This is a genomic window from Mycobacterium sp. NTMscope_MAC_269 (assembly GCF_976985695.1).
Window position 1 is genome coordinate 5,330,817 of sequence record NZ_OZ335668.1, and the last position, 22,312, is coordinate 5,353,128.

A 22,312-nucleotide genomic window follows, 5' to 3' on the forward strand; every position below is an offset into this window, starting at 1 on the left:
GGCCACGCTGGCGTGACGCTCGCGGCGGGAGAGGCGCTCAGCGCGAGAACATGATCGCGCGCTTGACCTCCTGGATCGCCTTGGTGATCTGGATGCCGCGCGGGCAGGCCTCGGTGCAGTTGAACGTCGTGCGGCACCGCCACACGCCGTCGACCTCGTTGAGGATGTCCAGGCGCTCGGCGGCGGCCTCGTCGCGGCTGTCGAAGATGAAGCGGTGCGCGTTGACGATCGCCGCCGGGCCGTAGTAACTGCCCTCGTGCCAGAAGATGGGGCAGCTGGTGGTGCAGGCCGCGCACAGGATGCACTTGGTGGTGTCGTCGTAGCGGGCGCGGTCGGTCGGACTCTGGATGCGTTCGCGGGTCGGCGGATTGCCGGTGGTGATCAGGTACGGCTTGACCGCGCGGTAGGCGTCGAAGAACGGCTCCATGTCGACCACCAGGTCCTTTTCGACCGGCAGCCCGCGGATCGGCTCGACCGTGATGGTCAGCGACTTCCCTGCCTTTCCCTTCTTTTGCGTCGGCAGCAGGTCACGCATCAGCACCTTGCACGCCAGCCGGTTGACGCCGTTGATCCGCATGGCGTCCGATCCGCACACCCCGTGCGCGCACGAGCGCCGGAAGGTCAGCGTCCCGTCCAGATAGCTCTTGATGTAGATCAGCAGGTTGAGCATCCGGTCACTGGGCAGACACGGCACCCGAAAGCTTTGCCAGCCACCGGTTTCCGCGTAGGCGTCGGGCTGGTCGGGGTTGAACCGGGCGATCTTGACGGTCACCATCACCGCCTCGTCGGGTACCGGCGGCAGGGGCGGTTCCAGGTTTTCCACCTGCGGCTCTGCAACGTCGGTCATCAGTACTTCCGTTCCTTGGGTTCGTAGCGCGTCTGCACCACGGGTTTGAAGTCCAGCGCGATGTCGCTCAGCAGATCGGTGCCCTGTTTATAGGCCATGGTGTGGCGCATGTAGTTGACGTCGTCGCGGTTGGGGTAGTCCTCGCGCGCGTGCCCGCCGCGAGACTCCTTGCGGTTCAACGCCCCCACCACGGTGACCTCGGCCAGCTCGAGCAAAAAGCCCAGCTCGATGGCCTCCAGCAGGTCGCTGTTGAATCGCTTCCCCTTGTCGTGCACGGTGATTCGGGCGTACCGCTCCTTGAGGGCGTGAATGTCGGTCAGCGCCTGCTTGAGCGTCTCCTCGGTGCGGAACACCGCGGCGTTGTTGTCCATCGACTGCTGCAACGCGTTGCGGATGTCGGCGACGCGTTCGTTGCCGTGCTCGGAGAGGATGTCACCCACCCAGCCGACGACCATCGCCGCCGGCTCCGGCGGCATGTCCACAAAGTCGTGTCCTCGTGCGTAATTGGCGGCGGCGATCCCGGCCCGGCGGCCGAACACGTTGATGTCCAGCAGCGAGTTGGTGCCCAAGCGGTTGGCGCCGTGCACCGACACGCACGCGCACTCGCCGGCGGCGTAGAGACCCGGCACCGTGGAGGTGTTGTCCCGCAACACCTGTCCGGTGACGGTGGTGGGGATGCCGCCCATCACGTAGTGACACGTCGGGTACACCGGGACCAGCTCGTGCACCGGGTCCACACCCAGATAGGTGCGGGCGAACTCGGTGATGTCGGGCAGCTTCGCCGCGAGCACATCCTCGCCGAGGTGGCGGACGTCGATGTAGACGTAGTCCTTGTGCGGGCCGGCGCCGCGGCCCTCGAGGACCTCCAAAACCATGGAGCGGGCCACGATGTCGCGCGGCGCCAGGTCGACGATCGTCGGGGCGTAGCGCTCCATGAACCGCTCACCCTCGCCGTTGAGCAACCGGCCGCCCTCGCCGCGCACGGCCTCGGAGATCAAGATGCCCAAACCGGCCAGTCCGGTCGGATGGAATTGGTGAAACTCCATGTCCTCCAACGGAAGTCCCTTGCGGAAGACGATGCCGATGCCGTCGCCGGTCAGGGTGTGCGCGTTGGAGGTGGTCTTGTACATCCGGCCCGAACCGCCGGTCGCGAGCACGATCGCCTTGGCGTGGAAGACGTGGATCTCGCCGGTGGCCAGCTCGTAGGCGACCACGCCGGTGGCCACGGGCCCGCTCGGCGTCTGCGTCAAAACCAAGTCCAGCGCGTAGAACTCGTTGAAGAACTGCACGTCGTGGCGGACGCAGTTCTGATACAGCGTCTGCAGGATCATGTGGCCGGTGCGGTCGGCGGCGTAACAGGATCGGCGCACCGGGGCCTTGCCGTGGTCGCGGGTGTGTCCGCCGAACCGGCGCTGGTCGATGCGGCCCTCGGGGGTGCGGTTGAACGGCATCCCCATCTTTTCCAGGTCGAGCACCGCGTCGATGGCTTCCTTGCACATGATCTCCACCGCGTCCTGGTCGGCGAGGTAGTCGCCGCCCTTGACGGTGTCGAACGTGTGCCATTCCCAGTTGTCCTCTTCGACGTTGGCCAGCGCCGCGCACATGCCGCCCTGGGCGGCGCCGGTGTGGCTGCGAGTGGGGTAGAGCTTGGTCAGCACCGCCGTGCGCACCCGCGGACCCGCTTCCACCGCGGCGCGCATCCCGGCACCGCCCGCGCCGACGATCACCACGTCGTACCGGTGTTGCTGGATCACGGGTCGCCTCCCTGGATCAGGAAATGTTCGGGTCGAATGTCAGCAGCACGTAGGTGCCCAGCACCAACGTGAAACCCATCGACAACAACAGCAGGCTGTTCAGCCAGAACCGGGTGCTGTCCTTACGGCTGTAGTCATCGATGATGGTGCGCAGGCCGTTGCCGCCGTGCAGTTGCGCCAGCCACAGCAGCGCCAGATCCCAGAACTGCCAGAACGGCGACGCCCAGCGCTGCGCCACGTAGTTGAAGTCGATGCGGTAAACGCCGTGGTCCCACATCAGCATGATGAACAGGTGGCCGATCGCCAGCACGAACAGTGCGATGCCCGAGAACCGCATGAACAGCCAGGCAAACTTTTCGAAGTTGGGGATGCCGGCACGCCGCCGCGGCGAGCGGGGATTGTCCAGGCTGGCGGGCCGGTCGTGGAACCGTTGTTTGACCGGCGCCGTCTGGCCCCTTTGGAAGGGGGTGCTCAGCTGCAGGTCGGGGCCGCTCATCGGAAATGCTCCACCATGTGGATGACGGTGACGACGCCGGCCGGGACCATCAGCAGCAGGAACACGACGCCGACGATCCAGAACATCAGTCGCTGGTAGCGCGGGCCCTCGGACCAGAAGTCGATCAGGATCACGCGGATCCCGTTCAGGCCGTGGAAGAGCACCGCGGCGATCAGGCCGTATTCCATCAGACCGACGATCGGCATCTGATAGTCGTGGATCACCGCGTTGTAGGTCTGCGGGTTGACCCGCAGCATCGCGGCATCCAGCACGTGCACGAACAGGAAGAAGAAGATCGTCGCGCCGCTGATGCGGTGCAGCACCCACGACCACATGCCGGGATCGCCCCGATACAGGGTCCGCGGCGGCCTGCGTTTGCGCGAGGTAGCCGGTACGGGTGCCGCCGGATCCGCGGTTGTCGGTTGTGTAGTCACCCCAGTCCTCACCAGCCTTCCTGCGACGTTGCGCGACAGTCACGCCGGGCACTTGAGCTTAGCTCGCGCGCGGTGTGACGTGCGCCAATGTCCGTCAAGCGAAATGGCGTTTTGCGACTAGGGTGACTGTCGGAAACGGCCACGGATGAGCGGGGTTGCGCGATGCCGGAGATCGACTGGAATATGCTGCGGGACAAGGCAATCCAGGCATCTGCGGGGGCCTATGCGCCGTACTCGCGGTTTGGAGTCGGCGCGGCCGCACTGGTCGACGATCACCGCGTCGTCACGGGATGCAATGTGGAGAACATCTCATATGGCCTTGGTCTCTGTGCCGAGTGCGCCGTGGTGTGCGCCCTGCATGCGACCGGCGGTGGGCGGCTGGTCGCGCTGGCGTGCGTGGATCAGCGCGGGTCGGCGCTGATGCCGTGCGGGCGATGCCGCCAGGTGCTGCTCGAGCACGGGGGCCCCGAGCTGCTGATCGACCATCCGGGCGGGCCGCGCCGGCTCGGCGACCTGCTGCCCGACGCCTTCGGGCCCGACGACCTGGCCAGGGGGCGCGGCTGATGCCGCCCGCGTTCGACGCGCCCACGGTGATCAGGACCAAGCGCGACGGCGGCCGGCTGTCCGACGCCGCCATCGACTGGATCGTCGACGCCTACACCGCCGGCCGGGTGGCCGAGGAACAGATGGCGGCCCTGCTGATGGCGATCCTGTTGCGCGGCATGGATCGCCGCGAAACAGCCCGGTGGACGTCGGCGATGCTGGCCTCGGGCGAGCGGCTCGACTTCGGCGACCTCGGCCTGCCCACGGTCGACAAGCACTCCACCGGCGGGGTGGGGGACAAGATCACCCTGCCCCTGGTGCCCGTCGTCGCCGCGTGCGGTGCGGCCGTGCCGCAGGCGTCGGGCCGCGGGCTCGGCCACACCGGCGGCACCCTGGACAAGCTGGAATCCATCGCCGGGTTCACCGCCGCGCTGTCCAACCGGCAAGTGCGCGACCAGCTGCGGGAGGTCGGCGCGGCCATCTTCGCCGCCGGTGACCTGGCCCCGGCCGACGCCAAGCTCTACGCGCTGCGCGACATCACCGCCACCGTCGAGTCGCTGCCGCTGATCGCCAGCTCGGTGATGAGCAAGAAGCTGGCCGAGGGGGCCGGCGCGCTGGTGCTCGACGTGAAGGTCGGCTCCGGGGCGTTCACCGACTCCGAGGCGCAGTCGCGCGAGCTGGCGCGCACCATGGTCGAGCTGGGCGCCGCGCACGGCGTGCCCACCCGCGCGCTGCTGACCGACATGAATCGCCCGCTGGGCGCGACCGTCGGCAACGCCCTCGAGGTCGCCGAGGCGCTCGAGGTGCTGGCCGGGGGCGGGCCGTCCGACGTGGTCGCGCTGACGCTGCGGCTGGCCACCGAGATGCTCGAGCTGGCCGGGATCGACGACCGCGACCCCGCCGACACGCTGCGCGACGGCACCGCGATGGACCGGTTTCGCCGGCTCATCGCCGCCCAGGGCGGTGATTTGTCGGTGCCGCTGCCGATCGGTCGGCATGCCGAGGCCGTGTCCGCCGCCCGGGGCGGCACAATGGGCGATATCGACGCGATGGCAGTGGGGCTGGCGGCTTGGCGGCTCGGTGCGGGCAGATCCCGTCCGGGCGATCGCGTGCAGTTCGGCGCCGGCATCCGGCTGCACCGCCGGCCCGGCGAGCCGGTCACGGCCGGCGAGCCGTTGTTCACCTTGTACACCGACACCCCGGAGCGCTTCGGCGCGGCGCTCGCCGAGCTGGACGGCGGCTGGAGCGTTGGCGACGCGGCCCCGGCCTCCCGCCCGCTGATCATCGATCGGATCGTGCAATGACCGCGCCGCTGGGTCTGGAGCAGATCCGCAAGGCGCCCAAGGCCCTGCTGCACGATCACCTCGACGGCGGGCTGCGCCCGTCGACCGTGCTGGAGATCGCCGGGCAGATCGGCTACGACGGGCTGCCCGCAACCGACGTCGACGAGCTGGCGACGTGGTTTCGCACGCGTTCGCACAGCGGCTCGCTGGAGCGCTACCTCGAGCCGTTCTCCCACACCGTCGCGGTGATGCAGACACCCGAGGCGCTGCACCGCGTCGCCTACGAGTGCGTGGAAGACCTGGCCTCCGACTCGGTGGTGTACGCCGAGGTCCGGTTCGCCCCCGAGCTGCACATCGACCGCGGGATGTCCTTCGACGCGATCGTCGATGCCGTGCTGGCCGGATTCGCCGACGGCGAGAAGGCCTGCGCCGGTGCGGGCCGCCCGATCGTGGTGCGCCTACTGGTCACCGCGATGCGGCACGCGGCGGTGTCCCGCGAGATCGCCGAGCTGGCAATCCGGTTCCGGGACAAGGGCGTTGTCGGCTTCGACATCGCCGGCGCGGAGGCCGGCAACCCGCCGACGCGTCACCTGGACGCCTTTGAGTACATGCGAGACCACAACGCGCGCTTCACCATTCATGCCGGCGAGGCGTTCGGGCTGCCGTCCATCCACGAGGCGATCGCGTTCTGCGGCGCCGACCGGCTGGGTCACGGGGTGCGGATCGTCGACGACATCGACGTGCTGCCCGACGGGAGGGTCCGGCTGGGACAGCAGGCGGCGATCCTGCGGGACAAGCGAATTCCGCTGGAACTGTGTCCGAGTTCGAACGTGCAGACCGGGGCGGTCAAGAGCATCGCCGAGCATCCGTTCGATCTGCTGGCGCGCGCCCGGTTCCGGGTGACCGTCAACACCGATAACCGGTTGATGAGCGACACCTTCATGAGCCGCGAGATGCTGCGGCTGGTGGAGGCGTTCGGCTACGGCTGGAGCGACCTCGAGCGGTTCACCATCAACGCGATGAAGTCGGCGTTCATCCCGTTCGACGAGCGGCTGGCGATCATCGACGAGGTGATCAAGCCGCGCTACGCGGTGCTGATCGGCTGAGGCCGCCGGCGCCCCGCCGCTAGATCTGCCCGGGCATCCCCGTCGACGGGTCGGCCGCCGGCGCCATGGGCGGCGGTTCGACGGGTGGTGGCGCCATCGGCGGCGGCGCCATGGGAGGCGCTTCGACCGGCGGCGGGGCGACGGGCGGCGGTTCCATCGGCGGCGCGGCCATGGGTGCGGGCGGCGGGGCGGCAATGGGCGCCGCCGGGGGCGGCGGGGCGTACGGGCCGCCCGCGCACACCGGGTCGGAGGGCATGCTGATGCAGCTCGAATCCGCGGGACCGGTGGGAGCGCCGCCCATGGCGTATGGGCCGCCCTGGCACTGCGCTACCTCAGGCATCGCCACGCAACGGGGATCGGAGGGGTTGGTCGGCAGGTTGGGATCGGGATCGTCGAGGGGTGCGGCGGGCGTGCGCGCGAAGCCGGGTGCCGCGTTCACGGGGATGGCCGCACCCGTCGCGGCGGTTCCCATTATCGCCACGGCCACAACGGTTTTCGTCATTGCGCCGCGGAACCGCGAAGACGTCACCCAGGTCATCGTTCCCCCCGATACATTCCGACCAGGAGCGGTGTGCCCCCGAGTTATTCGATCAGTCTGCTCCACCGCGGCCAAATCCGGTAGCCCATAACGGATCCGGGTCGACCGTCAGGCCGATAGCGCGCACCGTGCCGGCCAGGTGCGTCTGCACCGCCCGCGCCGCCCGCGCGAGATCGCCGTCGCGCAGGGCCTCGGCGATACCTCGATGCTCGGAGAGGATCGCGGCCACCCGATCCGGGTCGCGCAGCGTCGATTCGCCGATCATCCGCATCTGGCGGTCGCGCAGGGACGTGTAGAAACCGGACAGGATGGCGTTGCCCGACTCCTGCAACGTGATCGCGTGGAAGGCGCGGTCGGCCTCCACGAACTCCCGCCAGTCCGCGGTGGCGGCCGCGTCGCGTTGCCGGGCAAGCTCGCCGGACAGGCGTTCGAACACCGCGGCGCACGCGGCGGCGCCGCGGCCGATCACCTTGCCGGCCGCGAACTGCTCGAGCACCAGCCGCGCCTCCATCACCGCGCGCACTTCGTCGGGCGACACCGGCACCACCAGAGCCCCGCGCTGGGGATACAGGCGCAGCAGCCCCTCGGCCTCCAGCCGCAAAAACGCCTCGCGCACCGGTGTGCGCGACATCCCCAGAGCGGTTGCCACGTCGCCCTCGCTGATCAGCTCACCGCCCGGGAATTCGCCGGTGAGTACCCGCGTCTTGACGTAGTCCAGCGCGCGGTCCTTGGCCGTCGCCGTCCGCGCATTCTTTGCTGCCACGCGCAGCCCCTCCCTGGTAGCCAAGTCGTATCTCAGCGTTCGAATGACCGTACACCCACGGCATCTACCTGCGGCATTTGACGCTTAGATACAAGATAAATACTATTCAGATACCAGACAGCCTGGAAGGCGAGGGAGGCCGACATGCAGCAGCTAGCAACGCCGAATCTGGACCCGACGGTTCCCGCGCCGATGGTCAATGTCGCCGAGTACGGGTTCGAGGGCCGGTTCGAAGAATGGGCCGAGCAGGCCGAATACTTCGAGTACTCCAAGGCCGCCAACCCGATCGCCTCGGGATTGACTCCGCGGGTGCCGATCCGGCGCTTCGGTCCCGAGCTCTACCTCGACGCGCCGACCGGTGTCATCCCGCTGGACCTGTCGGCCGAGATGGGTGGGCCGCCCGGCGCGGCGACCAGCCCCGCGTTGTTGGCCAACTTCGTGCGCATCCGCGCGAACGAACACCTCGACACCCATCCCAACGCCACCTCGCAGCTGTATTACGTGCTCTACGGGCGGGGCTTCGCGGCGGTCAACGGCCGCGTGATCGGGTGGGAGAAGGGCGACTTCGTGACGCTGCCCGCCGGCGCGCACTCGGTGTTCTACGCCGCCGCCGACACGACCATGTACTGGGTGCACGACGAGCCGCTGATGCGCTACCTCGGCGCCGACGCGACCCGGCCCCGGTTCCGCGCGACCAAGTTCCGCCGCGCCGATGCCGTGGCCAAGCTGACCGAGATCGCGTCGCGCCCCGGGGCCAACGACAAGAGCCGCGTCAGCGTCCTGCTGGCCAACGCCGAACAGGACCAAACCCTGACCATCACGCACGTGTTGTGGGCCATGTTCGGAGTGCTGCCGCCCCATCAGGTGCAGCGCCCGCACCGGCACCAGTCGGTCGCGCTGGACCTCATCCTCGATGCGCCACCGGCCGGCTGCTACACGCTGCTGGGCACGCGTCTCGACGAGCGCGGCGACATCGTCGACCCGATCCGGGTGGACTGGCAGGCCGGCGGCGCCTTCACCACGCCGCCGGGCATGTGGCACGCCCACTACAACGAGACCGACGAACCCGCACACCTGATCCCCGTCCAGGACGCCGGGCTGCAGACCCACCTGCGCAGCCTCGACATCAAGTTCACCCAGCGCCGCGATCTCGCCGCCGGCTGAGCGGCCGCGGCAGCCGGGGGCGATGCGGGTCCCAGATTGGGCGCATAGGGTGGCTCGACATGAAGGTGCCGCTGCTGGGCCCGGTGTCGCTGACTGGATTCCAAAACCCCTGGTTCTTCCTGGCGCTGCTGGCCGTGCTGCTGGTGATCGGCCTCTATGTCGTGCAGCAATTCGCCCGCCGTCGTCGGGTGCTGCGGTTCGCCAACATGGAGGTGCTCGAGCGCGTCGCCCCGCCGCACCCGAGCCGGTGGCGGCACGTGCCGACCATCCTGCTGGCCGCGTCGCTGGTGCTGTTGACCACCGCGATGGCCGGTCCGACGTCGGACGTCCGGATCCCGCTCAACCGCGCGGTCGTGATGCTCGTCATCGACGTCTCGGAATCGATGGCCTCCAACGATGTTCCGCCCACCCGGCTGGCCGCGGCGAAGGAGGCCGGCAAACAGTTCGCCGACCAGCTGACGCCGGCCATCAACCTCGGGCTGGTGGAGTTCGCTGCCAACGCCACGCTGCTGGTGCCGCCGACGACGAACCGCGGCGCGGTGAAGTCGGGCATCGACAGCTTGGCACCAGCCCCGAAAACCGCTACGGGAGAAGGCATTTTCACCGCCCTGCAGGCGATCGCGACGGTCGGCTCGGTCATGGGCGGCGGCGACGGCCCGCCCCCGGCGCGGATCGTGCTGGAGTCCGACGGCGCCGAGAACGTGCCGTTGGATCCCAACGCCCCGCAGGGGGCGTTCACCGCGGCGCGGGCCGCCAAAGGCCAGGGCGTGCAGATCTCGACGATCTCGTTCGGCACCCCGTACGGCACCGTCGACTATGAGGGCGCCACCATCCCGGTTCCGGTGGACGATCAGACCCTGCAGAAGATCTGCGAAATCACCGACGGCGAGGCGTTCCACGCCGACAGCCTGGATTCGCTGAAGAACGTGTACACGACGTTGCAGCGCCAGATCGGCTACGAAACCGTCAAGGGTGACGCGAGCCTGGCGTGGATGCTGCTCGGCGCCGTCGTGATGGCCGGCGCCGTGCTGGCCGGCCTGCTGCTGAACCGCAGGCTGCCCGCCTGACACCGCGCCGGCGCTAGGTCGGCAGCCGCCGGTTGATCAACAGCGCCAACGCCGTCGCGATCAGCGCGGTCAGTACCCCGAGGCGCAGCCAGCCGGAGCTGCCCGGACCCGGCACCGTGCGGTAACCGATCTCGTTCTCGATGGCGTTGTAGCCCTTTTCGAGCTCGTCGAGGTTGGTGGCGGTGTAGGGCTGCCCGCCGGAGAGCCGGGCGATCGTCTTCATCTGGTCGGTCGACACAGGGACGGCGACGCGCTGCCCGTCCATCTCGATCTCGCCGCCCTTGGTTCCGAACGAGATCGTCGAGATGGGCACGCCCTCGTCCTTGGCCAGGCGCGCCGCGGTGTAGACGCCGTCGTGCGGGTCGCTGGGGTTCGACGGCTTGTTTTCGCGGCCGTCGGAGAGCAGCACGATGCGCGCCGGTGGCGGATTGTCGCCGCCGGTGACCGCCGTGGCGCCGATCGCGTGCAGGGCGGTGAAGATGGCTTGGCCGGTGGCCGTGCTGTCGGCGAAGTCCAGCTTCTTGAGCGCGTCGATGGTCGCCTGGTGCTGCGGCGTGGGTGGCACCAGCAAATAGGGCGTGCCGGCGAAGCCGACCAGCCCGAGGTTGATTCCGGGCGTCAGCCGGCCGGCGAACTGGCTGGCCGCCTGTTCGGCCGCCTTGAGCCGGTTGGGTTCGACGTCGGTCGCCCGCATGGACTGCGACATGTCGATGACGAGCATGATGACGGCGCGGTTGCGCGGGATGCGCATGTCGTGGGTGGGGGTGGCCAGCGCGACGGTCAGCAACGCCAGGCAGAGCAGCGATGCGGCGATCGGCAGGTGCCGCCACGGCGACTGCGCCACGGCGGCGTCGGTGTAGCGGTGCAGCCGTCGGTTGCGACGCGCCTGGACCACGAGGTAGACGGCCAGCAGGGCCAGGGGCACCAGACCGAACAACAACATGGCCGGGCGCTGGAACCCGTACAGCGGCAGCGGGCCGATTCCGGGAAGCGACACGTCACTCAACCTTCCCGCCTCCTGATGCTGCCGCCAGTAAAGAGGAGACTCGGGGACCCGTCAAACCTTCGGCGCCGCGCGCTTTATTCGCGGCGGAGCCGGCCCTCGACGAATTGCTCCAGTTTCTCCCACTCCCGCACCGCCGCGGCATACGGCGGCGAGGGTTTGGCGGCCGAGCCGGGTTCGAGCACGGCGGCCACCAACTTGCCCAGCGGCCGGTTGGTTTCGAGCGCCTTGTCCACCGCGGGATCTTCGGAGTAGTCGCCGATGTCGCGGAGCACCTCGACGGCCAGTTCCAGTTGCTCGCGGTCCACGGCGTCCGGCCCGTCGGCGAGGTCGTCGGCCAGGCCGCTGAGCACGTAGATGTTGTCGTCGGTGATCTCGACCGCCAGCGAGCCGTCGGTGGCGGCGGTGCGGATGTCGTCGTAGGTGCTCAGGTCGGACAGGTCGTGGTCGTGCTCGTCGGCCAGGTAGCGGGCCAGCGCGCGCTCGGAGGGGAACACGCTGATTCGCCCGTTGCGGCCCAGGAAGATCGGTTCGTCGTCGAGGTAGCAGCGCAGCGTGAAGAAGGTGCCCGAGCTCGTCATGATCCGGATCGGATCGATGCCCACCTGCAGCCAGAAATCCTTGTCGCCGCCGAGCACCGCGGTGTCGCCGGCGGCGCGGACTTCGGTGTGGTCGTCGTCGGCGTCCCCCTCGGCGTCGTCGTCGGTGGCCTCCTCGGCCGCGTCGGCCGCGGATTTTTCGGGGGCGTTCTCCTCGACGGCGTCTTCGGTGTCGTCCTCTTCGCGCTCCTCGGCCAGTTCGTCGGCGGCCTTGGCCGACAACGCGGCGTCCACGTCGGGGGTGGTGGCGATGTCGTCGATCGCGCCCAGCACGTCGTCCCAGCTGCGCCCGATGACCTCGGCGATCGCATGCCAGCGTTTGGCACCGGCCTTGCCGGTGAAGTGGTCGATCCCGCCCGAGACGGTGCCCAGGCTGGGGTTGCCGTTGAAGAACTTCGACACCGCCGCCAGCTCGCACACCGAGCCGATGGACGACACGATGGCCAGCGTGCCCGCCAGCGCGGACACCGATTGCTCGGTGGGTTTCTCCGAGACCAGCTCCTCGACCGCGACCAGATCGAACTGCTTGTCCTCGGCGGGCTCGAACTCATGTGCGTGCGCCGACGTCAGGTCCGTCCACGCCGGGTGGTCGGTCAGGTCGTTATCGGTGTCGGACCGCACGAACGCCACCAGGTCGGCGACCGAGGAGAAGACGAACAGGTCTTCGTCCTTGCCCAGGAAGGCCTCCCACTCGTCGCCGGAGTCACGCCAGCGGGGCGCCCACACGGTGTAGCGGTCGCCGGCGGACAGGCTCAGGCGAATGGGCACGAGGTCAGCAGCCATGCGGCACAGAATAGCGACGGGCGGCGAACGCGCCGTCGCCGCCATCGGGCCGTCGGGGCCTAGCCCCAGATGTCGGTGATGGGCGCGGCGCTCGCGGCATAGCCCGTCTTGGGCAGCCCGTACATCTGCTCGACGGTGGAAAGCACGTTGTAGTGGTTGATCTGCTCGCTGTAGTTGCCGGGGCGGACGTGGGCGCCGTAGAACACCGTGGGGATCTGGTTGTGGCTGCCGTTATCGTCCTCGTCGAACGTCAGGATCAGCAGGCTGTTGTTGGCCACCGCCCAATTGGCGTAGCCGGACAGCTGGCGGTTCAGCCAGGCGTCGGCCTGCGCGATCGAGCCGTCGTGCATGTTGTTGTCGTTGTTGGGGATGACGAACGACACGGTCGGCAGGCTGGCGTAGTTGCCCATCGGGAACGCGGAGAACGGCAGCGAGTTCGCCGCCGGCACGTTGGTGAAGTTGGCCCACGGCACGTGTTTGCGCGCGTACTTGCCCGCGGTGCACGCCGGCGAGCCGACCGCCGGCAGGCCCTCGGCGAAGCCGACGAACGTGTGGCCGGCGGCGAGCAGCTCTGAACCGAGGTTGGGTGCGGCGCCGGCGTTGATCGGGCACAGGTCCTTGGTCACCCCGAAGGTGTTGCCGGCGAACAACGCCAGGTAATTCGGTTCGCTGGGGTGTGTTTCGGCGAACGACTGCGTCATGTTGGCGCCGTGGGCGGCCAGCGAGGTGATGAACGGCGCCGACTTGTTGCCGATGATGCCGTTTTCGGAACGGTTTTCCTCCACCACGATCACGATGTGTGCCGGTTGCGGAATGGCCGCTGCCGCAAGGCCTATGCGCGGGGGCAGCGGACTTGCCGCCAGTCCCACCAATGCCACCACGCCGAGCGTCAGCAGGAGGCGATGCATCCTGTCGAGCAGCCTTCTCGGACTACGATTTTCGCGCGACACGCCGGGAGTATACGAACGCGCGTACGCCTCGGTGGGGACGAGCGCAAGCGTGTCAGAAGGGCTTTGCCCGATCGTTATATACCCTTCATGGGATGGACGTGTGCGTGATCGATCACCCGCTCGCCGCGGCCCGGCTGACAGTGCTGCGAGACGAACGCACCGACAATGCCGGATTTCGGGCCGCTCTGCGCGAGCTCACGCTGATGCTGGTGTACGAAGCCAGCCGGGAGGCGCCGCGCAAGTCGGTCAGGATCCGCACCCCGGTGGCCGCGGCGGCCGGGAGCCGGCTGGTCAACGCGCCGTTGCTGGTTCCGGTGTTGCGGGCCGGGTTGGGCATGGTGGAGGCCGCCCAGGCCGCGATACCCGAGGCGGAGGTGGGCTTCGTCGGTGTCGCCCGCGACGAGGAAACCCACCTGCCGGTCCCATATCTCGAGGCGCTGCCCGACAAACTTGCGCGGCGCCCGGTGATGGTCCTCGACCCCATGCTGGCCACCGGCGGGTCGATGGCGCACACCATCGGTCTGCTGCAGCGCCGCGGCGCCACCGAGATCACCGTGCTGTGCGTGGTGGCCGCGCCGGAAGGCCTTGCGGCCGTGCGGAAAGTGGCGCCGGAGGCGCGAGTGTTCACCGCCGCGGTCGACAAGAAACTGAACAAGTCGGCCTATATCGTGCCGGGCCTCGGCGATGCCGGGGACCGCCAATTCGGGCCGAACCTGTTCACCAGCACTGCATCGCCGCGACCAGCTCGGCGCGCAGGGCGCCGGCGCGTCGCCGCGAAGAATCCAGATCCTCGCTAGGCGCGCAGCGAATCTCCACGTAGCACTTCAGCTTCGGCTCGGTACCCGAAGGCCGCACCACCACCCTGACCGACGTGTCGTCGTCACCGCCGATGAAGATCAGCGCGTCGGTGATGTCGGTGAGTTCGGTGGGGTACCCGGCCAGCGTCGCCGGCGGGGTGGTCCGCAGCCGGCGCATCAGCCCGGCCGCCTCGGTGGGGTCGGCGACCCGGCGCGACACCGCGGCGACGTCGTGCACCCCGTGCCGCCGGGCCAGCTCGTCGAGCAGGTCGACGACCGAACGGCCTTGGCGCAGCAGCGTGGCCACCAGGTCGCATACCAGCACCGCGGCGCTGATGCCGTCCTTGTCGCGCACGGCGGCCGGGTCGACGCAGTGCCCGATCGCCTCCTCGTAGGCGTACACCAGGGTGCCGCCGGGGACTTCGGCGTCGGCGCGCGCCAGCCATTTGAAGCCGGTGAGGGTTTCGACGTGGACGGCGCCGCGGTGCGCGGCGATGGCCGACAGCATCCGCGAGGACACCACGGTGCTGGCCACCACCGGGGTTTTTACCCGTTGTGGCTGGCAAAGAATGTAATCGCCGAGCAGCCAACCGGTTTCGTCACCGGAGAGCATCCGCCATCCGGATTTGTCCGGAATGCCGACCGCGCACCGGTCGGCGTCGGGATCCAGCGCAATGGCCACGTCGACGCCGGTGTCCGCGGCCAGGGCCAGCAGCGCGTCGGCGGCGCCGGGCTCCTCGGGGTTGGGGAACGCGACGGTGGGAAAGTCGGGGTCAGGTGCGAATTGTGCTGCAACGGTGTGTATTTGGGTGAAGCCCGCAGCGCGCAGTGTCTCCACGGCCACCGCACCGCCCACCCCGTGCAGCGCCGTCAGGGCGACCCGCGCCGAGCCGGCGCCGCGACGCAGCCCCGACGCGCGGGCGATGTAGCGGGCGACCAGATCGGTGCGCGCGGGTTCGACGGGGGCCCTGCCGATCTGGTCGGCCGGCGGTGCGCCGGCCATCGCGGCCTCGATCTCGCGGTCGGTGGGCGAGACGAGCTGGATGCCGCCGTCGACGTACACCTTGTAGCCGTTGTCGGCAGGCGGGTTGTGCGACGCCGTGATCTGGATCCCGGCGAGTGCGCCGGTGTGCCGCACCGTGAACGCGACCACCGGCGTGGGCACCGGGGCGGGTAGCAACAGCACCGAAAACCCTTGATCGGCAAGCACTTCGGCGGTCACCGTGGCGAATGCCGCCGAGCCGTGCCGGGCGTCGCGGCCCACGATCACCCGCGCACCGGCCGGGGCCCGCCGCTTGAGCACCTGTGCCACCGCCCACGTGGCCCGCGACACCACCGCGACGTTCATGGCGTCGGGGCCGCCACGCACCGGGCCGCGCAGGCCCGCGGTGCCGAAGGTCAGGGGGCGGGCGAAGCGCGCGGCGAGTTCCGCGGCGTCGCACGCGGCGAGTTCGGCGGCCGTCTGCGGGTCAGGGTCGTGGGCGATCCACTCTTCGGGCGTCATGGCCCTAAAACCGGGGCAGCCGCTCGAGGATCAGGGCCAGCAGGGCGCCCATCCGGCTGGCGGATGCGGCACCGGCCGAAAGCACTTCGACGTGGCTCAGCGGCTCGCCGCCGATGCCGGCGGCCAGGTTGGTCACCAGCGACACCCCGAGCACCTCGGCGCCGGCCGCACGCGCCGCGATGGTCTCGTGCACCGTCGACATGCCGACCAAATCGGCGCCCAGTGTCGACAGCATCCGGATCTCCGCGGGGGTCTCGTAGTGCGGTCCGGGCAGGCCGGCGTAGACGCCTTCGGTCAGCGTCGGGTCGGCCTGGCGAGCGAATTCGCGCAGCCGTGGGGAGTAGGCGTCGGTCAGGTCCACGAAGTGCGGACCGACCAGCGGGGATCGCGCGGTCAGATTCAGGTGGTCGCTGATCAACACCGGCTCGCCGACGGCCATGTCCGGGCGAAGACCGCCGGCCGCATTGGTGAGCACGACCGCGCGCACGCCGGCAGCGCAGGCCGCCCGCACGGGATGCACGATGTGGCACAGGTCGTGGCCCTCGTAGGCGTGGATGCGGCCGACGAGTACGAGCACCCGGTGTTCGCCGATGCGCATCGACAACAGCTCACCGGTGTGCCCGATCGCGGTGGGTGGCCGGAAGCCGGGCAGGTCGGCCTGGGGCAGCACGGCGGTCGGCGTACCGAGCGCCGCGACGGCCGGCGACCATCCCGAGCCGAGGACGATGGCGACGTCATGCTCGGCGATTGCGGTCCGTTCGGCGATGACCGCGGCGGCCCGGCGCGCGAGGTCGCCTGGGTCGGACGGGGTTTCGGCCACAGGGGAAGCCTAGCTGTACTGACCTGAGAGGTTAGGTACGCGGGTCGCGGGTGGTTGGCCGCCGAGTGCTGTGTGGCCGCGGTGGTGATTGTAGGTGTGTAGCCATCGGGGGAATTCGTCGCAACGTTCGGCGTCGCTGGTGTAGAGCCGGGCATAGGCCCACTCATCGGCCAGGGTGCGGTGAAAGCGTTCCACCTTGCCGTTGGTTTGTGGCCGGTATGGCCGGGTCCGGCGATGCTCGATGTCAACGAGCGCCTCACGGAATGCGTGGGAGCGATAGCAGGACCCGTTGTCGGTCAACACGTTTCGCACGGTGATTCCGCGCTGTTGGAACCATGTGTTAGCTCGTGACCAAAACTGGGCGGCGGTCTCCTTGCGTTCATCGGCGAGCAGTTCGCTGTAGGCCAGTCGCGAGTGTGCATCGATGGCGGTGTGCACGAAGTGGTAGCCCCGCCGTCCGTCGCGGTCCATAGCTGATTTGCCGCTGCTTTTGTCAGCGCGAGAATGGCGTCGGCCCGCTGATCGGCCCAGCAAGCGCCACCCACCGCCGGCAGGGATCCTGCCCAACTTCTTGACATCGACATGGACCAGCTCGCCGGGCCGGGCCGACTCCATCCGGCGTACCACCCGCCCGGTGGGACGGTCCAGCCAACGCAGTTTGGCCAGCCCGTAGCGGGTGAGCACCCGATGCACCGTGGAGGGGTGCAACCCCAGCAGATAGCCGATGCGGGCCGGGCCCCAGCGCCGTATCGTGCGGACTTTGATGATGCGCCGCTCGGTACGGGTCGGGGTCTGATGCGGGCTGCGATGGGGTCGTGAACTGCGGTCGACCATCCCCGCATCACCAAGCTCGCGGTAACGACCGGCCCAGCGAGCCGCCGTGGTCACCGAGACCTGGAAGCGTTCAGCAGCTCGCCGCAAAGTCCAGCCATCATCGACAACACAACGGGCCAAGCGCAGGCGTCCGGTTTCAGACAAAGGGGCATTACGGTGGGACACGAAGACCTCCGAGGTGATGAGTGCGTTCCTAGACAGCTCGCACTTCACTCGGAGGTCTTCGTCATGTCACCACGCCACGCCGTCACCAACGTCCGTGGTCAGTACACCTAGCCCGGCGACGGCGAGCGCCGGTGAGGCGCGAGTGAGGAGCCGGGCGATCGGGCCTAGCCCGGCGACGGCGAGCGCCGGTGAGGCGCGAGTGAGGAGCGGGCCATCGGACCTAGCCGGGAAGTGGTGTCGGCCGGTATGTGTCAAGATTTGGCGTATGAATCTTCGTAGGTGGCCGGTGGTTGGCCCGGTCATTGGAATTGCCGTTGGTGTTGTGCTGTCAGTGGTTTCGGTCACATTCGGCCCGGCGCCCACGGCGGCGGCCGACTGCCCGGCCGTCCAACTCATCTTCGCCCGCGGCACCGCCGAGCCACCCGGCCTGGGCGTGGTCGGCGACGCGTTGTTCGCCGCCCTGCAGCCCGCCCTGGGGTCGCGCAGCGTCGACTCGTATGCGGTGAACTACCCGGCCAGCTACAACTTCCTGACGACCGCCGACGCCGCCAACGACGCGCGTGACCACATCGCGGAGATGGTCGACCAGTGCCCGTCGACGCGGCTCGTGCTCGGCGGCTTCTCGCAGGGCGCCGCCGCGATCTCGATGCTCGCCGGGGTGCCGCCCGTCGGCCAGCGCATCGGCAACTTCGGATCGGCGCCCGCGCTGGATCCCGGCCTGGCCAACAAGATCAGGGCCGTCGCGGTGTTCGGCAATCCCGGCAACCGCTTCAACACGCCGCTGTCGTCGACGGGTGCGTTCGCCGGCCGCGCGATCGACCTGTGCAGCGAAGGCGACCCCGTCTGCGTCGTCGGCGGTCGCGACCGGGACGCGCACCACGACTACTCCGCACCGCCTTACCCCGGCCAGGCGGCGGGATTCATCGCCGGACTGGTGTAGGCCTCAGGGCCTCAGGCCCGCAGGTCGGTGAGTGACATACTGCGAGGGTGCCCACCGCCCCGTTAGACAGCCCCTTGCACAGCGTCGAGGCTGTCGTGCGGCGGCGCGGTGGCGAGCTCGTCGAGTTGTCGCACGCCATTCACGCCGAGCCTGAGCTGGCGTTCGCCGAGCACCGGAGCTGCGCCAAGGCGCAGGCGCTGGTCGCCGAGCGCGGCTTCGAGATCACCGCGGCCGCGGGCGGTCTGGACACCGCCTTTCGCGCCGACTTCGGCAGCGGGCCGCTGACTGTCGGGGTGTGCGCCGAATACGACGCGCTGCCCGAGATCGGGCACGCCTGCGGCCACAACATCATCGCGGCATCGGCGGTGGGCACCGCGCTGGCGCTGGCCGAGGTGGCCGACGAGCTCGGCGTGCGGGTGGCGCTGCTGGGGACTCCCGCCGAGGAGGCCGGCGGCGGCAAGGCGCTGTTGCTGCGGGCCGGGGTGTTCGACGACATCGCGGCGGCGGTGATGCTGCATCCCGGGCCGGCCGACATCGCCGCGGCCCGCTCCCTGGCCCTGTCCGAGGCGACCGTGAAGTACCGCGGTAAGGAATCCCACGCCGCCGTCGCGCCGCACCTGGGCGTCAACGCCGTCGACGCCGTCACCGTCGCGCAGGTGGCGATCGGGCTGCTGCGCCAGCAACTGGCGCCCGGGCAGCTCGTGCACGGGATCGTCACCGACGGCGGCCAGGCGGTCAACGTCATCCCCGGCCACGCGACGCTGCAGTACGCGATGCGGGCGACCGAATCGGATTCGCTGCGGCAACTGGAGGGCCGGATCTACGCCTGCTTCGCGGCCGGCGCGCTGGCCACCGGGTGCGAATACGACATCGACAACCCGGCACCCGCCTACGACGAACTCAACCCCGACCCGTGGCTGGCCGACGTCGTTCGCGACGAGATGCGCCGGCTCGGACGCGAACCGGTGGCCCGCGAATTCGAGGTGGCGCTGCCCATGGGCAGCACCGACATGGGCAACGTGACCCAGGCGCTGCCGGGCATCCACCCGGTGATCGGGGTCAATGCCGGCGGGGCCACCGTTCACCAGCGGGCCTTCGCCGACGCCGCGGCCGGCCCCAGCGCCGACCGCGCGGTGGTCGAGGGCGCGATCATGCTGGCGCGCACGGTCGTCCAGTTGGCCCAGACGCCCGCCGAACGCGACCGGGTGATGGCGGCGCACGAACGCAGACGCGGCGGGCAGCGCGCATGAGGCTCGCCGACGCCGCCGAATCCTGGCTGGCCGCGCATCACACAGACCTGGTCGAATGGCGCCGGCACATCCACCGCTACCCCGAGTTGGGCCGCCAGGAGTACGCCACCACCCAGTTCGTCGCCGAGCGCCTGGCCGGGGTGGGGCTCAACCCGAAGGTGCTGCCCGGCGGCACCGGACTGGTCTGCGACATCGGCCCCGAGCACGAGCCCCGGATCGCGCTGCGGGCCGACATGGACGCCCTGCCGATGGCCGAACGCACCGGCGCCCCTTACGCGTCCACCATGCCCGACGTCGCGCACGCGTGCGGCCATGACGCGCACACCGCGATCCTGCTGGGCACCGCCCTGGTGCTGGCATCGGTGCCCGAGCTGCCGGTCGGGGTGCGGTTGCTCTTCCAGGCCGCCGAGGAACTGATGCCCGGCGGGGCGATTGACGCCATCGCGGCCGGCGCCATCAGCGGGGTGTCGCGGATCTTCGCCCTGCACTGCGATCCGCGCCTGGAGGTCGGCAAGATCGCGGTCCGGCACGGCCCCATCACGTCGGCGGCCGACCAGATCGAGATCACGCTGTATTCGCCCGGCGGGCACACGTCGCGGCCGCACCTGACCGCGGACCTGGTGTACGGGCTGGGCACGCTGATCACCGGGCTGCCGGGGGTGTTGTCGCGTCGGATCGACCCGCGCAACGGCACCGTGCTGGTGTGGGGCGCGGTCAACGCCGGGGTGGCCGCCAACGCCATCCCGCAGACCGGCGTGCTGGCCGGCACCGTGCGCACCGCCAGCCGCCAGACCTGGGTGGGCATGGAGGAGATCATCCGCGAGACCGTGTCCGGGCTGCTCGCGCCGCTGGCCATCGAGCACACGCTGCAATACCGGCGCGGCGTGCCGCCGGTGGTCAATGAGGACGTCTCGACGCGCATCCTGACCCACGCGATCGAGGCCGTCGGCCCCGACGCGCTGGCCGATACCCGCCAGTCCGGCGGCGGCGAGGACTTCTCCTGGTACCTGGAGGAGATCCCCGGCGCGATGGCCCGATTGGGGGTGTGGCCGGGAGTGGGGCCGCAGCTGGACCTGCACCAGCCGACGTTCAACCTCGACGAGCGTGCCCTGGGGATCGGGGTGCGGGTGCTGGCCAACATCGTCGAGCAGTCGGCGGCATTCGAGCGGTCTTAGTTGCGCGTGGCCCGGGCGACGTGCTGGGCGATGTGGGCGTACGTCCGGCGCGTGACGTCGGCGGCCCGGCTCATGATGTTGTAGCCGTGGTCGACGCCGGCCACCTCGTAGTACTCCGCCAACGCGCCGGCGGCTTCTAGCTTTTCGGCGTATCGGCGGGCTTCGCCGCGGAGTCGATCGTGCTCGGCGGTCACGACCAGGGCGGGCGCGATGCCGGCGATGTCGTCGGCGTTGTCGCCCCAGGCGGGTGAGGCCAGCCGGTCGCGTCGCCGCGCCAAATCGGGGATGTAGGCGGTGTCGAAGACCTCGCCCATCCACGGTTTCATGATCGCGCGCCCGCCGATCGGGGACGGCTTGTCGCGGGTGGGCGTGACCAGGTCGAGCGGGGCGTAATGCAGCACCTGCAACGCGATGCGCGGGCCGCCGTCGTCCCGCGCGAGCCGCGCCGCCGCCGCGGACAGATTGCCGCCCGCGCTTTGGCCGCCGACGCACAGCCGCGCACCGTCCCAGTCGCGGTGCGGGCCGGCCGCCCAGCGCACCACGTCGTAGATCTGGTGTACCGCGGCGGGAAAGCGATGGCGCGGCGCCAGGACGTAGTCGGGATTGACCACCGCCACGCCGGCGGTGGCGGCCAGGTAGCGGCACCACGGATCGTCCTGTTCGGGGTGCCCGACGACGAACCCGCCGCCGTGCACGTTCACATAGACCGGCGGCATGGTCGTGCCCGCGGGCGGGTGATAGATCCTCGCGCGGGTGGGGCCGTGCCGGGTGGGAATGGTGACCTCGCCGGTTCGGCCCGCGAACTCGGGGAAGCGCACGGCGGCCTTGGGTGCCGGGTTGACCGCGGCGGCGAACGCACGCGCCAGCGCGTCGGCGAGAACCGGTGTGGACAGGATGGACAGTCGGGTTTCCCTTCCTCGGCGGCGCGCCCCGAATCGGGGCGTGCCTCGTCGGCCTGACTGTTTACTCTTCCTACCGGGGGAGCGCGACTGAATTTCCGCGATCGTGGGGTCGCGCGCCGGTCAGGTGCTGGTGCCGGGACCGATGTTGCGGGCCGGGCGAGTCCGCAGGCTGTGTACGTAATCGCTTGGCGCCCCGGCGATTTCGGCGGCGTCGGCCATGACTCCGAGGTAGCGGGCCGACGGCAGTCCGCCCTCCCACGCGTCCAGCACGTACAGCCACGCCAGGACCGGGTCGGTGGTGGTGTCCGACGAGATGCGCTCGACGCGGCACCGGATCTTCTGGTGGACGCCGAACTCCGAGCCCTCCCAGCGGTCCAGGTTGACCTCGTCGGCCGGCGTCATGTCGTAGAGGACGACGAACACCTTGGAGCCGGGGTCCTCGACCACGGTGGCCAGCGCGCCCTCCCAGCCGATGTCCTCGCCGCCGAACGTCAACCGCCACCCGTGCAGCCAACCCGTTCCGGCCATCGGCGAATGGGGTGCGCGCTTCAGCATCTGCTCGGGGTCCATGTTCGACCCGTACGCGGCGTAGAGC

The 22,312-nt window shown here is 69.7% G+C and carries 23 protein-coding genes; 9 read left to right on the plus strand and 14 right to left on the minus strand.

What is annotated here, in order from left to right; genetic code table 11:
• Positions 1-37 precede the first annotated feature (37 nt).
• From ACZ50Z_RS25370 to sdhC, 4 genes are read right to left on the minus strand one after another with little or no spacing between them, the layout of a single operon-like run.
• Positions 38-847 carry a succinate dehydrogenase iron-sulfur subunit gene (locus ACZ50Z_RS25370; protein WP_464485995.1) on the minus strand — a complete coding sequence of 270 codons (810 nt, stop codon included), beginning with the start codon at positions 845-847 and terminating at the stop codon, positions 38-40.
• Complete coding sequence (gene sdhA / locus ACZ50Z_RS25375; RefSeq protein WP_464485996.1) at positions 847-2,601, minus strand: succinate dehydrogenase flavoprotein subunit; 1,755 nt, start codon at positions 2,599-2,601, stop codon at positions 847-849. The genes ACZ50Z_RS25370 and sdhA overlap by 1 nt, the downstream gene beginning before the upstream one ends.
• A 16-nt stretch (positions 2,602-2,617) precedes the next feature.
• Complete coding sequence (locus ACZ50Z_RS25380; protein WP_464485997.1) at positions 2,618-3,097, minus strand: succinate dehydrogenase hydrophobic membrane anchor subunit; 480 nt, start codon at positions 3,095-3,097, stop codon at positions 2,618-2,620.
• Positions 3,094-3,432 (minus strand): succinate dehydrogenase, cytochrome b556 subunit, encoded by a 339-nt coding sequence (sdhC, locus tag ACZ50Z_RS25385; RefSeq protein ID WP_464486404.1) that lies wholly within the window; start codon positions 3,430-3,432, stop codon positions 3,094-3,096. The genes ACZ50Z_RS25380 and sdhC overlap by 4 nt, the downstream gene beginning before the upstream one ends.
• 261 nt (positions 3,433-3,693) lie before the next feature.
• On the opposite strand from sdhC, the gene ACZ50Z_RS25390 reads away from it, so the two are divergent.
• From ACZ50Z_RS25390 to ACZ50Z_RS25400, 3 genes are read left to right on the plus strand one after another with little or no spacing between them, the layout of a single operon-like run.
• A complete protein-coding gene (locus ACZ50Z_RS25390) occupies positions 3,694-4,095 on the plus strand; it encodes a cytidine deaminase (RefSeq protein WP_464485998.1) in 402 nt (133 codons plus the stop codon).
• Positions 4,095-5,378, plus strand: a complete 1,284-nt coding sequence (locus tag ACZ50Z_RS25395) for a thymidine phosphorylase (protein WP_464485999.1) — start codon at positions 4,095-4,097, stop codon at positions 5,376-5,378. Before ACZ50Z_RS25390 ends, ACZ50Z_RS25395 begins: the two co-directional genes overlap by 1 nt.
• Positions 5,375-6,463: an adenosine deaminase gene (locus tag ACZ50Z_RS25400; protein ID WP_464486000.1), complete on the plus strand. Its 1,089-nt coding sequence runs from the start codon at positions 5,375-5,377 to the stop codon at positions 6,461-6,463. Before ACZ50Z_RS25395 ends, ACZ50Z_RS25400 begins: the two co-directional genes overlap by 4 nt.
• A 19-nt stretch (positions 6,464-6,482) precedes the next feature.
• Here ACZ50Z_RS25400 and ACZ50Z_RS25405 read toward each other — a convergent pair whose 3' ends face one another.
• Positions 6,483-6,944, minus strand: a complete 462-nt coding sequence (locus ACZ50Z_RS25405) for a hypothetical protein (RefSeq protein WP_464486001.1) — start codon at positions 6,942-6,944, stop codon at positions 6,483-6,485.
• Positions 6,945-7,053: 109 nt separating this feature from the next.
• Positions 7,054-7,764 (minus strand): GntR family transcriptional regulator, encoded by a 711-nt coding sequence (locus ACZ50Z_RS25410; protein WP_464486002.1) that lies wholly within the window; start codon positions 7,762-7,764, stop codon positions 7,054-7,056.
• A gap of 144 nt (positions 7,765-7,908) precedes the next feature.
• On the opposite strand from ACZ50Z_RS25410, the gene ACZ50Z_RS25415 reads away from it, so the two are divergent.
• Together ACZ50Z_RS25415 and ACZ50Z_RS25420 are read left to right on the plus strand one after the other, a co-directional pair.
• Positions 7,909-8,928 (plus strand): cupin, encoded by a 1,020-nt coding sequence (locus ACZ50Z_RS25415; protein WP_464486003.1) that lies wholly within the window; start codon positions 7,909-7,911, stop codon positions 8,926-8,928.
• 59 nt (positions 8,929-8,987) lie between these two features.
• A complete protein-coding gene (locus ACZ50Z_RS25420; RefSeq protein ID WP_464486004.1) occupies positions 8,988-9,995 on the plus strand; it encodes a VWA domain-containing protein in 1,008 nt (335 codons plus the stop codon).
• A gap of 13 nt (positions 9,996-10,008) precedes the next feature.
• Here the strand turns inward: ACZ50Z_RS25420 and ACZ50Z_RS25425 are convergent, their stop codons facing one another.
• The 3 genes from ACZ50Z_RS25425 to ACZ50Z_RS25435 all read right to left on the minus strand — a co-directional run bounded on the left by ACZ50Z_RS25425 (position 10,009) and on the right by ACZ50Z_RS25435 (position 13,288).
• Positions 10,009-10,992: a VWA domain-containing protein gene (locus ACZ50Z_RS25425; RefSeq protein ID WP_464486005.1), complete on the minus strand. Its 984-nt coding sequence runs from the start codon at positions 10,990-10,992 to the stop codon at positions 10,009-10,011.
• A gap of 83 nt (positions 10,993-11,075) precedes the next feature.
• On the minus strand, positions 11,076-12,380 hold the full coding sequence (gene satS / locus ACZ50Z_RS25430) for a protein export chaperone SatS (protein WP_464486006.1): 1,305 nt from the start codon (positions 12,378-12,380) through the stop codon (positions 11,076-11,078).
• A gap of 59 nt (positions 12,381-12,439) precedes the next feature.
• Complete coding sequence (locus tag ACZ50Z_RS25435; RefSeq protein ID WP_464486007.1) at positions 12,440-13,288, minus strand: alkaline phosphatase family protein; 849 nt, start codon at positions 13,286-13,288, stop codon at positions 12,440-12,442.
• 134 nt (positions 13,289-13,422) lie between these two features.
• On the opposite strand from ACZ50Z_RS25435, the gene upp reads away from it, so the two are divergent.
• Positions 13,423-14,127, plus strand: a complete 705-nt coding sequence (gene upp / locus ACZ50Z_RS25440; protein WP_464486008.1) for a uracil phosphoribosyltransferase — start codon at positions 13,423-13,425, stop codon at positions 14,125-14,127.
• On the opposite strand, the gene ACZ50Z_RS25445 is transcribed toward upp, so the two are convergent.
• Genes ACZ50Z_RS25445 through ACZ50Z_RS25455 form a run of 3 tightly spaced genes read right to left on the minus strand, consistent with a single transcriptional unit; the run spans position 14,048 to position 17,450 of the window.
• Positions 14,048-15,631, minus strand: a complete 1,584-nt coding sequence (locus ACZ50Z_RS25445) for a phospho-sugar mutase (RefSeq protein WP_464486009.1) — start codon at positions 15,629-15,631, stop codon at positions 14,048-14,050. The genes upp and ACZ50Z_RS25445 overlap by 80 nt on opposite strands.
• Before the next feature lie 4 nt (positions 15,632-15,635).
• Positions 15,636-16,451 carry a purine-nucleoside phosphorylase gene (locus ACZ50Z_RS25450; RefSeq protein WP_464486010.1) on the minus strand — a complete coding sequence of 272 codons (816 nt, stop codon included), beginning with the start codon at positions 16,449-16,451 and terminating at the stop codon, positions 15,636-15,638.
• Between the two features lie 9 nt (positions 16,452-16,460).
• Positions 16,461-17,450 (minus strand): IS481 family transposase, encoded by a 990-nt coding sequence (locus tag ACZ50Z_RS25455; protein ID WP_464484411.1) that lies wholly within the window; start codon positions 17,448-17,450, stop codon positions 16,461-16,463.
• Between the two features lie 325 nt (positions 17,451-17,775).
• Between ACZ50Z_RS25455 and ACZ50Z_RS25460 the strand changes: the two genes are divergently transcribed.
• From ACZ50Z_RS25460 to ACZ50Z_RS25470, 3 genes are read left to right on the plus strand one after another with little or no spacing between them, the layout of a single operon-like run.
• Positions 17,776-18,390, plus strand: coding sequence for a cutinase family protein (locus tag ACZ50Z_RS25460; RefSeq protein ID WP_208852602.1), 615 nt, complete (start codon positions 17,776-17,778; stop codon positions 18,388-18,390).
• Positions 18,391-18,437: 47 nt separating this feature from the next.
• On the plus strand, positions 18,438-19,640 hold the full coding sequence (locus ACZ50Z_RS25465; protein WP_464486011.1) for a M20 family metallopeptidase: 1,203 nt from the start codon (positions 18,438-18,440) through the stop codon (positions 19,638-19,640).
• Complete coding sequence (locus tag ACZ50Z_RS25470) at positions 19,637-20,815, plus strand: amidohydrolase (RefSeq protein WP_464486012.1); 1,179 nt, start codon at positions 19,637-19,639, stop codon at positions 20,813-20,815. Before ACZ50Z_RS25465 ends, ACZ50Z_RS25470 begins: the two co-directional genes overlap by 4 nt.
• Here the strand turns inward: ACZ50Z_RS25470 and ACZ50Z_RS25475 are convergent.
• Together ACZ50Z_RS25475 and ACZ50Z_RS25480 are read right to left on the minus strand one after the other, a co-directional pair.
• Positions 20,812-21,633, minus strand: coding sequence for an alpha/beta hydrolase (locus ACZ50Z_RS25475; RefSeq protein WP_464486013.1), 822 nt, complete (start codon positions 21,631-21,633; stop codon positions 20,812-20,814). The two genes, ACZ50Z_RS25470 and ACZ50Z_RS25475, sit on opposite strands and share 4 nt — an antisense overlap.
• Before the next feature lie 204 nt (positions 21,634-21,837).
• On the minus strand, positions 21,838-22,312 hold a 475-nt coding region (locus ACZ50Z_RS25480), incomplete at its 5' end, for a gamma-glutamylcyclotransferase (protein ID WP_464486014.1).

What these genes read in the sequence shown, in the direction of transcription:
- ACZ50Z_RS25370 (WP_464485995.1), bottom strand. Translation starts at nt 847, where the DNA reads ATGACCGACGTTGCAGAGCCGCAGGTGGAAAACCTGGAACCGCCCCTG.
- ACZ50Z_RS25380 (WP_464485997.1), bottom strand. Translation starts at nt 3,097, where the DNA reads ATGAGCGGCCCCGACCTGCAGCTGAGCACCCCCTTCCAAAGGGGCCAG.
- sdhC (WP_464486404.1), bottom strand. Translation starts at nt 3,432, where the DNA reads ATGTGGTCGTGGGTGCTGCACCGCATCAGCGGCGCGACGATCTTCTTC.
- ACZ50Z_RS25390 (WP_464485998.1), top strand. Translation starts at nt 3,694, where the DNA reads ATGCCGGAGATCGACTGGAATATGCTGCGGGACAAGGCAATCCAGGCA.
- ACZ50Z_RS25395 (WP_464485999.1), top strand. Translation starts at nt 4,095, where the DNA reads ATGCCGCCCGCGTTCGACGCGCCCACGGTGATCAGGACCAAGCGCGAC.
- ACZ50Z_RS25400 (WP_464486000.1), top strand. Translation starts at nt 5,375, where the DNA reads ATGACCGCGCCGCTGGGTCTGGAGCAGATCCGCAAGGCGCCCAAGGCC.
- ACZ50Z_RS25415 (WP_464486003.1), top strand. Translation starts at nt 7,909, where the DNA reads ATGCAGCAGCTAGCAACGCCGAATCTGGACCCGACGGTTCCCGCGCCG.
- ACZ50Z_RS25420 (WP_464486004.1), top strand. Translation starts at nt 8,988, where the DNA reads ATGAAGGTGCCGCTGCTGGGCCCGGTGTCGCTGACTGGATTCCAAAAC.
- satS (WP_464486006.1), bottom strand. Translation starts at nt 12,380, where the DNA reads ATGGCTGCTGACCTCGTGCCCATTCGCCTGAGCCTGTCCGCCGGCGAC.
- ACZ50Z_RS25435 (WP_464486007.1), bottom strand. Translation starts at nt 13,288, where the DNA reads ATGCATCGCCTCCTGCTGACGCTCGGCGTGGTGGCATTGGTGGGACTG.
- upp (WP_464486008.1), top strand. Translation starts at nt 13,423, where the DNA reads ATGGACGTGTGCGTGATCGATCACCCGCTCGCCGCGGCCCGGCTGACA.
- ACZ50Z_RS25445 (WP_464486009.1), bottom strand. Translation starts at nt 15,631, where the DNA reads ATGACGCCCGAAGAGTGGATCGCCCACGACCCTGACCCGCAGACGGCC.
- ACZ50Z_RS25470 (WP_464486012.1), top strand. Translation starts at nt 19,637, where the DNA reads ATGAGGCTCGCCGACGCCGCCGAATCCTGGCTGGCCGCGCATCACACA.